Below are 12,448 nucleotides of genomic sequence, written 5' to 3' on the forward strand. Positions count from 1 at the left end.
TTTCGGCCGTGTGCCACGAGCGTGGCGAGGTACATCAGGAGTTGAACGCGACGAGCGTGCGTCTTCGAGACGAGACGTGAATTCGTCTTCGAGTCTCGGTGCGGGCCGCGCTGTCGCGGCGCTCGGTGTCTGCAGCGGTGATCTCAGTCACAACGCAGCCAATGGTAGAGGAATCTCGATCTCGTGTGCAAGCAGGGGTCACAGCGGTTCACACCTGCGCGCTTGCGGGCGGAGGTGTCGTCTGCGCAGCGGCGCGGCGGCCAGCGTCTCGGCGATCGCTCGGTCGGTCTCCTCCGGGGCCCCGATCGCGTCGGCCAGCAAAGGCAGCAGGCGCGGACCGGGGAGGTCGCGTCGGCCGCGCGTTCGGCCCTCCGAGGTCAGCAGACCGGCGGCGCCGGCGGCGAGCAGGTCGTTGCACATGCGGACGCGGCGGCCGGCGCTCCGTCCCGCTCGACCGCTACCTTGTGCCGCCGTGCGCTTGATCGTCGCTCGCTGTGAGGTCCGTTACACGGGCCGGCTCGATGCCCTCCTGCCGGAGGCGCTGCGGCTGATCGTGATCAAGTCCGACGGGTCGGTGATGGTGCATGCCGACCATGGCGGCTTCAAGCCGAGCAACTGGATGGTCGCGCCGACGACGATCGAGGAGGGCGACGGTCATCTCGTCGTGCGCAAGTTCGCCGGCACGACCGAGGACCGGCTCGACATCGCGATCGCCGAGGTGATCTCCGACGTCACGCACGATATGGGCGAGGCCGCGGCCCTGGAGAAGGACGGCGTCGAGGCGCACCTGCAGGAGTTGCTGGCGGAGCAGCCGCACTGGTGCGGCGAGGGCTTCCGGCTCGTGCGGCGGGAGTGGCCGACCGACATCGGCCCCGTCGACCTGATGTGCCGCGACGACGAGGACGGCTGGATCGCGGTCGAGATCAAGCGGATCGGCACGATCGACGCCGTCGAGCAGTTGACGCGGTATCTCGAGCGGATCCGCCTCGACCCGGCGATGAACGTCTGCCGCGGCGTGCTCGCGGCGCAGTCGATCAAGCCGCAGGCCCGCGTCCTCGCCGAAGCGCGCGGAATCGCCTGCGTCGAGGTCGACCTCGGCGTCCTGCGCGGCGAGCGCGAGCCGGATCTGACGCTGTTCGGCTGAGTGCCGCGCCGGCCTCCGTCGGGGGGGGAGGACCGAAGGATTACTGCCGTATACGAGTAGTAATCCTGCGGTGGTAGAAATCGGACGGACGTGGAGCCGGTTAGTCGCCCGCGTCGCCGTTGACCGTCGCGACCAGCGAGCGCGAGCCGCCGTGGTCGCGGTGCTCGCACAGGTAGATGCCCTGCCACGTGCCGAGCGCGAGCGAGCCGCCGGCGATCGGGAGCGTGAGGGAGGGGCCGAGCAGGCTCGCCTTGATGTGGGCAGGCATGTCGTCGTCGCCCTCCGCGGTGTGGGTCCAGTAGCGGGCGCGCTCGGGCACGGCTTCGTCGAACCATGCCTCGAAGTCGCGGCGGACGCTCGGGTCGGCGTTCTCGTTCAGCGCCAGCGACGCGGACGTGTGGAGGATGTGCAGGTGCAGCAGGCCGACGCGCAGGTCGCGCAGTTCCGGCAGTGCGCCGACCACCTCGCGCGTGATCAGGTGAAAGCCGCGCGGGACCGGGGGCAGGCGCAACTGGCGTTGGATCCACATGGGGCAAGGCTAGTGGCGTGACCGGCAACGTTCACCGGGTCGGGCTTGTCCTCGCCGCGTCACACCACTAGTCCGGCAGCCGTGCCTGGCGCATGTCGACGCGCTCGCCGCGGAAGGGGACGCCCTCGGCCTCCAGGAGCGCACGCTGGCGGGCGCCCTTGGCGAGCGATCCGTCGGCGCGGACGATCCGGTGCCACGGGAGGTCGGGATCGTCGCAGGCCGACAGCACGGCGCCTGTGAGGCGGGGCGCACCGGGAGAGACGTCGCCGTAGGAGCGCACGAAGCCCTCTGGAGTGGCGCGCACACGCGCCAGGATTCGCGCTGCTCGCTCAGCTGAAGACCTCACGAAACCAAGGATAGAGCGGCGATCTGCGGAAATCTGCCGACATATCCCGACCAAACCGGTCAAGATGGTGCTACGATCCCCGAGGATGGCAAATAGGGCAAAGCCGACCGGCAATCAGACTAATCGAGGGAGCAGTACCGGGGACGCCTCGAGGACGAGCGGTCGGCTGTGGAGCGAGCGGCGGGCGTCGCAGACGCTCCTGGGGAGTCCGGGGACGCCCCAGCCCTGCCATCCACCAACTTCGCCGGTCTCGCGTGAGACCGGCATCGACGCGCGCGAGACGGGTGCGCTGCTGCGCGAGAGCGACAACGTCTCCGCGCTGCACGCGCGCAGCGCAGGCGCGGACACGCGCCTGGTCGGGCTCGCCTGGACCGGCGCCTACCAGGCGGTGATCGCGCTGCCCGGCGCCGGGATCCACGAGCCGGCGCAGCTCGCCGGCCGTCGGCTCGGACTGCCGCGCTGCGACACGCGCCTGGCGATCGACGTCGACCGCGTCGCCGCCAGCCGCGGCGTCCACGCCGCCACCGCGCTCGCCTGTCTCTTCTGCGACGAGTACGAGCGGATCGACGTCGAGGACGCGTCCGCGGGCGGCGAATCGAATGCCGCAGCGAGCGAGTTGCACGCGGGCGGCGGACCGTACCCGGACGAGCCACACGCGATCGAGCCGTACGCTGCCGAGGTCGTCGCTCTGCTGGCCGGAACGGTCGACGCGATCTACGTCGCGGGCGAGGCCGGCCGCGCGCTCGCGCGCCGGATCGGCGCCGTCGAGGTCGTCGACCTCGGCGCGCACCTCGATCCGATGGTGCGCGTCAACGCCGCCACGCCGCTGGCGCTGACCGTCGATGCGCGGCAGCTGCGGCTGGATCCGGAGCGGGTCGCGCGGGAGTTGGCGGCGCGCCTGCGCGCGGATGAGGCACGACCCGCGCGCGGTCGGTGCGGCCTCGACGCGGCGATCGACCTCTCGCAGCAGTCGCTCGCCGCGCTCGGCGCCCAGAACGACTGGCTGCTGACCCAGGGCTTCGTCGGCGCGAGCGTCGACCTCGCCGGCTGGGTCGAGCGCGGGCCGCTCGAAGCCGCTCGCACGCTCGTCGCCTGACGATCGTCGCGCGCGCCCGCGCCTGGCGATCGCCGCCGCAAACGCGACAGGATCGCCCCCGCAAACGCGAGAGGCGCGCCCGCCGGGCGCGCCTCTGGTCCTGCGGAATCTGCTCGCCGCTGACTAGCGGTCGCCCGGCAGCTTCACCGGGTACATGCCGACCGGGCGGCCGAGGTCGAGCGCCGTCTCGACGATGCGGCGCTGCTCGGCGGCGTGCGCGGCCGGGTAGCCCTCGGCCGTGGAGGCGCGCTCGGGGCGGCCGATGTAGCCGAACTTCAGGTCGCGCGGGAGGATCTGCATCAGCCGCGGGGACATGTGCGCGCGGGCGCCCATGTTGCGCGGCTCCTCCTGCAGCCAGACGACCTCTCTGAGGTTCGGGTAGCGGTTGACGACCTCGAGCACCTGCGCCTGCGGGAACGGGTACAGCAGCTCGATGCGGGCTATCGAGACGCCCTCGTTGTCTCTGCGCGCCTCCGCGTTGACGAGGTCGTAGTAGACCTTGCCGGTGCAGAGGATCAGGCGCGTGACCTTCTGATCGTCGACCCGCGGCTCGGCCAGCACCGGGTAGAACTGCGTGTCCGACAGGTGCTCGATGCGGTTGGTCGCCTGCGGCAGGCGCAGCAGCGACTTCGGCGTCATCACGATCAGCGGGCGCTGCTTGGCGATCTTCGCCTGGCGGCGCAGCAGGTGGAAGTACTGCGCCGGGGTCGACGGGTACGCCACGCGGATGTTGCCCTCCGCCGCCAGCTGCAGGAACCGCTCCAGGCGCGCGGAGGAGTGCTCCGGGCCCGAGCCCTCGTAGGCGTGCGGCAGCAGCAGCGTCAGGCGGCTGCTCTGGCCCCACTTCGCCAGGCCGGAGACGATGAACTGGTCGATGATGACCTGCGCGCCGTTGGCGAAGTCGCCGAACTGGCCCTCCCACAGCACGAGCGTCTCGGGACCCTCCTGCGAGTAGCCGTACTCGAACCCGAGCGCGGCCATCTCCGACAGCGGCGAGTTGTGCAGCTCCATCGGCGCGAGCGCCTCGGGCAGGTTCTGGATCGGGCAGTACTCCTGACCCGTCTTCGGGTCGTGCAGCACCGTGTGGCGCTGGGAGAACGTGCCGCGCTCCGCGTCCTGACCGGTCAGGCGGATCGGCGTGCCCTCCTCCAGCAGCGACGCGAACGCGAGCTGCTCGGCGTGGGCCCAGGTGATGCCGCCGTCGGCGCCGAGCGCGTCGCGGCGCTGGTCGAGCGAGCGCACGAGCTTCGGGTGGATCGTGAAGCCCTCCGGCACGCGCAGCAGCTCGGCGTTGAGCTTGCGCAGGCGCTCGGCGTCGACCGCGGTCGCGACCTCCGGCGAGGGCGTGCGGTCGAGCTTGTACTCGCCGGTGCCCTGCTCGACGGGCGTCGCGGCGGCGAGACGGGCCTTCAGCTCCTGGTGCTGCTCGGTCAGGACCTGCCAGACCTCGTTCGTGATCGCGTCGACCTCGTCCTGCGACACCGTGCCGGCCTCGACCAGCTGTCTGCCGAACAGCTGCGGCAGCGTCGGGTGTCTTCTGATCAGCGTGTACATCTCCGGCTGCGTGTACGCCGGCTCGTCCGCCTCGTTGTGACCGAAGCGGCGGTAGCCGATCAGGTCGATCACGACGTCGTGACCGAACTCCTGCCGGTACGCGTGCGCGAGCCGGACTGCGGAGACGCAGGCGGCGACGTCGTCGGCGTTGACGTGGATGATCGGGACGTCGAAGCCCTTCGCCATGTCCGACGCCCAGCGCGTCGAGCGCGAGTCGTCCGGATCGGTGGTGAAGCCGACCTGGTTGTTCTGGATCAGGTGGATCGTGCCGCCGACCGTGTAGCCGTCGAGCGCCTGCAGGTTGAACGTCTCCGCGACGATGCCCTGGCCGGGGAAGGCCGCGTCGCCGTGCAGCACGATCGGGAACGCCGCGTTGGTGTCCTGATGCGCGTGCGGGCCCTGGCGCGTCGTCTGCGCGGCGCGCGTGGCACCGGTCGCGACGGGCGCGACGAACTCGAGGTGCGACGGGTTCGACTCCAGCCGCACCACTATCTCCTCGCCGCCCGCGACCTGGAACGAGCCGCGCGCGCCGTGGTGGTACTTCACGTCGCCGGTGCCGCCGTCGGGGATCGAGGTGATCACGTCGAGCGTCGAGACGCCCTCGAACTCGGCGAAGATCGAGCCGTAGGAGCGGCGCAGGTTGTGCGCCAGCACGTTGAGGCGGCCGCGGTGGGCCATGCCGATGACGACCTCGCGGCCGCCGCGCGTGGCGGCGAGCCGGACCAGCTCGTCGATGATCGGGACCGTCATGTCGAGGCCCTCGACCGAGAACTGCTTCTGCCCGAGGTACGCCTTGTGCATGAAGCGCTCGAACGCGTCGACCTCGATCAAGCGGCGCAGCAGCGTCTTCTGCTCGTCGTTGGTGAGCGGCTTGCGGAAGGTGCCGGTCTCGATCTTCTCGCGCAGCCAGACGCGCTGGCGGTGCGAGGAGATGTGCTCGATCTCGTAGGCGATCGTGCCGCAGTACGTCTCGCGCAGGTGCGGCAGCGCGTCGGCGAAGGTCGCGCCGGGGACGCCCATTCGCATGATCCGCGCGGGGATCTGCGCCATCAGCTCCGGCGTCAGCGAGAGGCCCTCGGGATCGAGGCCCGAGTCGCCGACCGGCTCGGATCCGAGCGGGTCCAGGCGCGCGGCCAGATGGCCGTGCGTGCGGTAGGCCTTCAGCAGCGAGACGGCGGCCTGGACGGCCTGCAGCAGCTCCTCGCTCGGCGCGGCGCCGGCAGCGGCGGGCGCGGCGGCAGCCACCGGCGCTGCGAGCGTCGCGGCGGCCTGCGCGGCGGGCGCCGGCGGCGGCGGAAGCTCCGGCAGCGTGGCGCCGAGGTCGGAGAAGACCTGCTCGTAGAAGCCGTCCTCGCCCTGCAGCAACTGCTCGATCCGCTGCAGGAAACGACCCGACTCCGCACCCTGGATGATGCGGTGGTCGTACGTCGAGGTCATCGACATGACTCTCTCGGCGCCGATCAGCGCGCCGATCGCGCCGAGCCCGACGGGGTAGGCGATCGAGCCGGTCGCGACGATCGTGCCCTGGCCGGTCATCAGCCGCGGCACGGAGGCGACGGTGCCGATGCCGCCGGGGTTCGTCAGCGTGACGTTGCCGCCGGTCAGGTCGTCGGCTGTCAGCGTGTTCGTGCGCGCCTTCTCGACGAGCGCGTTGTACGCGTCGAGGAAGTCGCTGAAGCTGAGCGCGTCCGCGTTTCTGATGATCGGGACCATCAGCGTGCGGCTGCCGTCCTTCTTCTCGACGTCGACGGCGAGACCGAGGTTGACGCCGCCATCGTCGATCCGATGAGGCTTCCCGTCGATCTCCGCGAAGTGGTGCGCCATCACCGGCAGGTCGTGGCCAGCTCTCGCGATCGCGTACGCGATCAGGTGCGTGTAGGAGACCTTGATGCCCGCTGCCTTGAGCTGCTTGCGACGGGCGTCGAGCGTCGTCACGGTCAGCGTGCGGAACGAGGTCGCGGTCGGGATCGAGCGCGACTCGTCCATGTATCTGGCGAGCATCGCCGCGCCGCCCTTGATGAGCGTCGCGCCGGCGGGCTTGTCGGCGGCCGCGGCGGCCTTGCCGTTGGTCGAGGCGCCGCCATTGGCGGCGGCGAGCACGTCCTCCTTGACGACGCGGCCCGCGCGGCCGGAGCCGGCGACGCGGTCGAGCGGGACGCCGAGCGCGGCGGCCGCGCGGCGGGCGATCGGCGAGGCGTTGGCGGACTCGTCGAGCTGGCCGGGAGCAGCGGCAGGAGATGGCGCGGCGGCGGGCTTGGGGGCGCCGCCCGCGGCCGGGGTGGAGACGGCGGCGTCGGCGCTCGTCGTCATGCGCGCGAGCACCTGGCCGACCGTGACGGTGTCGCCGGCGGCGACGAGCGTCTCGGTGATCGTGCCGGCGGCGGGGGCCGGAACCTCGGCGTCGACCTTGTCGGTCGAGATCTCGATGACCGTGTCGTCGACGGCGACCGTCTGGCCGGCCTCGACGTGCCACTCGAGCACGACGCCCTCGTTGACCGACTCGCCCATCTGCGGCATGACGATCTCGAGCGTCTGGGCGGCTACCGGGTCGGCGGGCGGCGGGGCGGCGACGTCGGCCGCGGCCGGTGCGCTCCCGTTCCCGTTCGTCGCCGCGGGCGCGCCGTCGCCGGGGGCGATCTCGGCGAGCACACTGCCGACGGTGACGGTGTCACCCTCGGAGGCGAAGATTTTGACGACGGTGCCTGAGGTAGGGGCCGGAACCTCTGCGTCGACCTTGTCGGTCGAGATCTCGACGAGGATTTCGTCGGCTTCGATCGATTCGCCCTCAGACTTGTGCCACTCGAGGACGGTACCTTCCGTCACCGAGTCGCCCATCTGGGGCATGACCACCTGGACTGTCGTGTCCACGGACATCTCGTTGTCTGACAATAGCGATTCGTCGTCGGTGTGCACGTCCCGGTGATCGGCGCGCCGTCAGCGAGATTGAACGCGTTTCAGCCAGTGGCCTGCTGGCGTCGCCGATGCTGCTCCCAGACGAATCCGATGGTGCCCGCGAACGGCCCCAAACCGCCGATCACGGCGACCACGACGGCGAGCCAGAAGGGGATCGTGCGGCGTCGCGCGGCGACGATGCAGAGCAGCGACATCGCTATCCAGAGCAGGCCGTGCGCCCATCCCAGCAGCATCGTCGCGGTCTCGTTCGTCGGGCCGAGCCAGAAGAAGATCAGCACGGCGTAGACGCCGGAGTGGACGAACGAGAGGACCTCGAGGAAGCCGAACGAGGGGAAGCGGTGCTCGCGGCTGTCGTCGGACGCGCGCAGGCGCGGGCGCGTCAGCGGATCGGCGGGCGCGGCCTTCATACCGTCCTCATGCCAACAGCGCGGCCATGCCGCGGACCGTCTCGTCGGCCTCGTCGGGCCACTGCTCGATCGCCGCCGGCCACCACGCGTGCGCGTCGTGCTCGTCGTCGGGCACCGCCGTGGCGCCCACCGGCAGCCACGCGAGCCCGACGAGGAACGCGAGCCCGTTCGGCGTCGCGGCGAGCGCCTCGACCGTCAGCCGCTCGGGCACGACCGACCACTCCTCCTCCAACTCGCGCGTCATCGCCTCGACCGGGCACTCGCCGACCTCGACCGCGCCGCCGGCGCCGAGCGTCCAGCGGCCCGTCCAGGAGGCGAGCCAGGCGGCGCGCCTGCCGGCCAGCCAGCGACCGTCGGCGTCGCGCACGACGCACAGGACCGAGACGCTGCGCGCCGCGGCGCTGCCGGTCAGCCGCAGCGACCAGCGCGCCGGCTGCAGCTCCAGTTGGAGGCCGCCGTCGCGCTGCTCGAAGGAGGCGAGCCGCGCGGCGAGGCCGTCGTGGCTCGGCGAGCCGCGCTCGCGCAGCCGCGCGAGCGCGAGATCGGCCGCGGCGGTGTCGGCGGCGGCGGGCACGAACGCGTCGTCGCGCCAGGCGCAGGTGACCTGGTCCGGGGACCAGGGGCCGCGCGCGAGCATGTCGTGGGTGAGCGCCACGCCATGAACGTTAGTTACTCACCGCCCCCGGCGGCATGCATACACTCGTGCGGTGGCGCGACTGCGCAACCACTGGGGCTGGGGGTGGGAGGACGAGCGGCTGACGCGCGAGCAGCTGCGCGAGGCGGCCGTCGGCCTCTCGCAGCATCTCGGCTTCGGCGCGCACGAGCCGGAGCTGCCGGTCGCGCTCGACGCGGTCGAGCTCCCGCCCGCGCGGCTGCGCGCACCCGCGGGCGCACGCGAGGGCCTGTTCGCCGACGACCTCCCCGCGCGCGTGCGGCATACGTACGGGCGCGCCTACCGCGACGTCGTGCGCGGCATGCGCGGCCGCTTCGAGGATCCGCCGGACCTCGTCGCGCGACCGCGCGACGAGGCGGAGGTCGAGCAGGTGCTGGCATGGGCCGACGGCGCCGACGCCGCGGTGATCCCGTTCGGCGGCGGCACGAGCGTCGTCGGCGGCGTCGAGGCGCGGATCGGCGCGCGCTACGCCGGCGCCGTCTCGCTCGACCTGACGGCGCTCGACCGCGTGCTCGAGGTCGATCCGGTCTCGCGCGCGGCGCGGATCCAGGGCGGGATCCTCGGGCCGGAGCTGGAGGCGCAGCTGGCGCCGCACGAGCTGACGCTGCGCCACTTCCCGCAGTCGTTCCAGCTCTCGACGCTCGGCGGCTGGATCGTCACGCGCGCTGGCGGGCACTTCGCGACCCTGCAGACGCACATCGACGACCTCGTCGAGTCGATCCGCGCGATCACGCCGGCCGGCACGTGGGAGTCGCGGCGGCTGCCGGGCTCGGGCGCCGGGCCGAGCCCCGACCGGCTGCTGCTGGGCTCGGAGGGGACGCTCGGGATCGTCACGGAGGCGTGGGTGCGGGTGCGGCCCAAGCCGGTCCATCGCGCAGGGCGCGCGGTCCGCTTCTCCTCGTTCTCGGCCGGGGCGCAGGCCGTGCGCGCCTTGGCGCAGTCGGGCCTGCATCCGGAGAACTGCCGCCTGATCGATCCGTCGGAGGCGGCGCTGACGTTCGCCGGCGACGGCTCCGCGGCGCTGCTCGTGCTCGGCTTCGAGTCCGTGCACGAGCCGGTCGACGCGCGCCTGGCGAGCGCGCTCGCGCTCTGTCGCGAAGCCGGCGGCAGCTGGGACGAGCAGGCCGAGGGAGCCCGCGGCGGTGCGGTCGGCAGCTGGCGCGAGGCGTTCCTGCGCGCGCCGTACGTGCGCGACGTGCTGATCGCGATGGGCGTGCTGTCGGAGACGTTCGAGACCGCGATCACGTGGGAGCGCTTCGACGGCTTCGTCGCGTCCGTCCGCGCGGCCGTCGCGCAGGCGGTCCGCGAGCAGTGCGGCGAGGGGCTCGTGACGTGCCGCGTCACGCACGCCTATCCGGACGGCGCGGCGCCGTATTTCACGGTCGTCGCGCCGGTCGCGCGCGGCGAGGAGGTCGAGCGCTGGGACGCGATCAAGCGCGTCGCCGGCGAGGCGATCCTGGCGGCCGGCGGAACGATCACGCACCACCACGCGGTCGGTCGCGATCACCGCCCGTGGTACGACCGGCAGCGGCCCGAGCCGTTCGCGGCGGCGCTGCGTGGCGCGAAGGCATCCGTCGATCCGCGCTGGCTGCTCAATCCTGGGGTGCTGCTCGATCCCTCCGTCGCGGACCTGTCCGCGACCGCTCAGTAGCGCCTCGCAGCGGTCTTCACCATTCCGGCGGCGCTCACTGCTGCGTTCGCGGCTTGCGCGCAACGGTATGGCAGCCGGACGGCGGGTTGCACGTGGCGCGGTGGCCGAAGCGCAGATACGGCGGGAGAAACGCGGCGCGGCGTCGGCGCTGCTGGCTGACCGCCAACAAACATATGTGTCTTTGATCTTGGGTAAGCTGGCCGCGGCCCGCCGTTCCGCGGTGCTTATTGGTCAACGTTGTTTACGCTGTTCAGAATTCTGAATTTCGCAGCTTGGTTGCAATCATTCAGTTCTGAAGTGTCAGTGCTGGGCCTTGATCGGCGTCTCGCCGATCCCAAGCATTCGCGGCGATGACAGCCTCGCCACCGCCGTCCTGTCCGCCCCTGAAGCGGCGACCGCACATCCCCCAGCGGTCGTCGCGGTGTCCCGTGCGCGCCCCCTTTGAAGCGCATGGGCACGCTGGCCCGGCCGCGCCTCCCGCTGCGGTCGAAGCTTGCTAGCGAAAGGCGACACGGCGTGCGAGCGCTGCGCGACGGTCCTGGCGGGTCTCGTACCCGCCAGGACCGTCTGCAGCGGCGGCTGTCGCACGAGCGCGCCCGCGCGGCAGCCGCCGCTGTCATCGCTGTTGCTGACCGGTCGCGGCTGCTGAGCGTCAGGTGAACGTTCCGCTGTCCGAACCGCCCGACGCGGTCGACGCCCGCGTCGTCAAGGCCCTGTCGCACCCCACGCGGGTGCGGATCCTCGAGCTGCTGCAGACGCGCGAGCTGGCGAGCCCGGTCGAGCTGGCCGGCGAGCTGGAGATCCCGCTCGGCACCGTCAGCTATCACGTCAGACGGCTGGCGGCGCTCGGCTTCATCGAGCTGGCGACGCGCACCCAGCGCCGCGGCGCCGTCGAGCACCACTACCGCGTACGCGCCGCACTCGAACCGCCGCGGCCGCAGCGGCGTCGCCGCGGGCCGACCGCAGTCGCCAGCCAGGTGCGGCCGCCGGCCGCACTCGCGACGCTGCTGGACGACGCGCACGCGGCGCTGGCACGCGGCGGCTTCGACGCCGTCGCCGCTCGCGCCGGCAGTCGCGCGCTGCTGCTCGACGAGCGCGGCATGAGACAGCTGCGCGTGCTGCTGGAGCGCTGGGCGCGGCGGCTCGACGAGATCGAGCGCGCGAGCATCAAGCGGCTGGCGAGAGCGGACGGAACCGGCGCCGGCCCGCGCGCGACGACCGCGCTGGCGCTGCTGCTGCCGCTGGACGGGTAGCGCTCGTCGCCGAAGCGACGAGCGCTGCAAGCGCGTCCTAGAAGGAGCGGCGCTCGAGGTCGCTGGTGGACCCGCCGCCGACCGTCGTGGTCGCGAACGCGTCGACGACCTCTTCCTCGGTCTCTTCCTTCTCGCCGTCGTGCTGACCGTCGCACAGCACGCGGAAGTTGCCCGACGTGCCGCTGTCGGTCTGGATCGTGATGCCGGGGAGGATCTCCTCGCCCTCCTCGAAACCGAGGCGCTCGATGTCGAAGTGCGCCATCCCGATCCCGTGCGCGGTGTGGGTCGGGTTCTCGCGGTCGTGGGAGGCGATCGCCTGGGCGAAGCGCTGCAGGTTCTTTGCGACTTTGCTGGTGTCGGCCATCGTCAACTGAGGGTAGCGCGCAGGGGCCGCCGCGTCAGCCCCTGGGGACGCGCTCGATGATCTCGATCCGGTAGCCGTCCGGGTCGCGCACGAAGCAGATCCGCGAGCTGCCCTCGCGCACCCGGTACGGCGGCTTCTCCGGCGCGATCCCCTGCTCGGCGAGCTGCGCGAGCGTCGCGTCGAGGTCGGGCGAGGTGATCGCGATGTGGCCGTAGCCGGTGCCGATCTCGTACGGCTCCGTGCGCCCGTGGTTGAACGTCAGCTCCAGGCGCGGTCCGTCGCCCTCGTCGCCCGGCATGTTCATGAAGACGTTGATCGCCTCGTCGCGGATCGGCGAGCGGCGGACCTCCTCGAAGCCGAGCGCCTCGTAGAACGCGACGGAGCGGTCGATCTCGAAGATGCGATAGCAGGTGTGGATGAGGGGCATGGGCGCAGCGTAGCGCGGCGCCTGCGGCGCAAACCCGACCGCCGGTCGGAGTCGGTGCGGCCAGGTTCCGACCGGCGGGCCATGGTGATCG

Annotated in this window: 11 protein-coding genes; 4 read left to right on the forward strand and 7 right to left on the reverse strand. The window is 71.9% G+C overall.

What is annotated here, in order from left to right; translation table 11 throughout:
- The first annotated feature begins 472 nt into the window (after positions 1 to 472).
- Positions 473 to 1,144 (forward strand): endonuclease NucS, encoded by a 672-nt coding sequence (gene nucS, locus Q7L65_RS15560; protein WP_304722400.1) that lies wholly within the window; start codon positions 473 to 475, stop codon positions 1,142 to 1,144.
- A gap of 100 nt (positions 1,145 to 1,244) precedes the next feature.
- On the opposite strand, the gene Q7L65_RS15565 is transcribed toward nucS, so the two are convergent.
- Both Q7L65_RS15565 and Q7L65_RS15570 read right to left on the reverse strand, forming a co-directional pair.
- Entirely contained in the window at positions 1,245 to 1,673 is a 429-nt protein-coding gene (locus Q7L65_RS15565; RefSeq protein ID WP_304722401.1) for a secondary thiamine-phosphate synthase enzyme YjbQ, read from the reverse strand.
- Between the two features lie 67 nt (positions 1,674 to 1,740).
- Positions 1,741 to 2,019 (reverse strand): MGMT family protein, encoded by a 279-nt coding sequence (locus Q7L65_RS15570; RefSeq protein WP_304722402.1) that lies wholly within the window; start codon positions 2,017 to 2,019, stop codon positions 1,741 to 1,743.
- Positions 2,020 to 2,104: 85 nt separating this feature from the next.
- On the opposite strand from Q7L65_RS15570, the gene Q7L65_RS15575 reads away from it, so the two are divergent.
- On the forward strand, positions 2,105 to 3,115 hold the full coding sequence (locus tag Q7L65_RS15575; protein WP_304722403.1) for a hypothetical protein: 1,011 nt from the start codon (positions 2,105 to 2,107) through the stop codon (positions 3,113 to 3,115).
- Positions 3,116 to 3,238: 123 nt separating this feature from the next.
- On the opposite strand, the gene Q7L65_RS15580 is transcribed toward Q7L65_RS15575, so the two are convergent.
- From Q7L65_RS15580 to Q7L65_RS15590, 3 genes are all read right to left on the reverse strand, one after another.
- Entirely contained in the window at positions 3,239 to 7,543 is a 4,305-nt protein-coding gene (locus tag Q7L65_RS15580; protein WP_304722404.1) for a multifunctional oxoglutarate decarboxylase/oxoglutarate dehydrogenase thiamine pyrophosphate-binding subunit/dihydrolipoyllysine-residue succinyltransferase subunit, read from the reverse strand.
- An 80-nt stretch (positions 7,544 to 7,623) separates the two neighbouring features.
- A complete protein-coding gene (locus Q7L65_RS15585; RefSeq protein WP_304722405.1) occupies positions 7,624 to 7,989 on the reverse strand; it encodes a hypothetical protein in 366 nt (121 codons plus the stop codon).
- A 7-nt stretch (positions 7,990 to 7,996) separates the two neighbouring features.
- Positions 7,997 to 8,644, reverse strand: a complete 648-nt coding sequence (locus Q7L65_RS15590; RefSeq protein WP_304722406.1) for an NUDIX hydrolase — start codon at positions 8,642 to 8,644, stop codon at positions 7,997 to 7,999.
- Between the two features lie 52 nt (positions 8,645 to 8,696).
- On the opposite strand from Q7L65_RS15590, the gene Q7L65_RS15595 reads away from it, so the two are divergent.
- Both Q7L65_RS15595 and Q7L65_RS15600 read left to right on the forward strand, forming a co-directional pair.
- On the forward strand, positions 8,697 to 10,313 hold the full coding sequence (locus tag Q7L65_RS15595; protein WP_304722407.1) for an FAD-binding oxidoreductase: 1,617 nt from the start codon (positions 8,697 to 8,699) through the stop codon (positions 10,311 to 10,313).
- A 656-nt stretch (positions 10,314 to 10,969) separates the two neighbouring features.
- Positions 10,970 to 11,566: a transcriptional regulator gene (locus tag Q7L65_RS15600; RefSeq protein WP_304722408.1), complete on the forward strand. Its 597-nt coding sequence runs from the start codon at positions 10,970 to 10,972 to the stop codon at positions 11,564 to 11,566.
- A gap of 37 nt (positions 11,567 to 11,603) precedes the next feature.
- Here the strand turns inward: Q7L65_RS15600 and Q7L65_RS15605 are convergent, their stop codons facing one another.
- Entirely contained in the window at positions 11,604 to 11,930 is a 327-nt protein-coding gene (locus tag Q7L65_RS15605) for a hypothetical protein (protein ID WP_304722409.1), read from the reverse strand.
- A 34-nt stretch (positions 11,931 to 11,964) separates the two neighbouring features.
- Positions 11,965 to 12,357 carry a VOC family protein gene (locus tag Q7L65_RS15610; protein ID WP_304722410.1) on the reverse strand — a complete coding sequence of 131 codons (393 nt, stop codon included), beginning with the start codon at positions 12,355 to 12,357 and terminating at the stop codon, positions 11,965 to 11,967.
- Between the last annotated feature and the right edge of the window lie 91 nt (positions 12,358 to 12,448).

This window comes from Conexibacter sp. CPCC 206217 (assembly GCF_030646165.1).
In the GTDB taxonomy this organism is placed as follows: domain Bacteria; phylum Actinomycetota; class Thermoleophilia; order Solirubrobacterales; family Solirubrobacteraceae; genus Conexibacter.

What these genes read in the sequence shown, in the direction of transcription:
- Q7L65_RS15610 (WP_304722410.1), bottom strand. Translation starts at nt 12,357, where the DNA reads ATGCCCCTCATCCACACCTGCTATCGCATCTTCGAGATCGACCGCTCC.
- Q7L65_RS15585 (WP_304722405.1), bottom strand. Translation starts at nt 7,989, where the DNA reads ATGAAGGCCGCGCCCGCCGATCCGCTGACGCGCCCGCGCCTGCGCGCG.
- Q7L65_RS15565 (WP_304722401.1), bottom strand. Translation starts at nt 1,673, where the DNA reads ATGTGGATCCAACGCCAGTTGCGCCTGCCCCCGGTCCCGCGCGGCTTT.
- Q7L65_RS15575 (WP_304722403.1), top strand. Translation starts at nt 2,105, where the DNA reads ATGGCAAATAGGGCAAAGCCGACCGGCAATCAGACTAATCGAGGGAGC.
- Q7L65_RS15605 (WP_304722409.1), bottom strand. Translation starts at nt 11,930, where the DNA reads ATGGCCGACACCAGCAAAGTCGCAAAGAACCTGCAGCGCTTCGCCCAG.
- Q7L65_RS15580 (WP_304722404.1), bottom strand. Translation starts at nt 7,543, where the DNA reads ATGTCCGTGGACACGACAGTCCAGGTGGTCATGCCCCAGATGGGCGAC.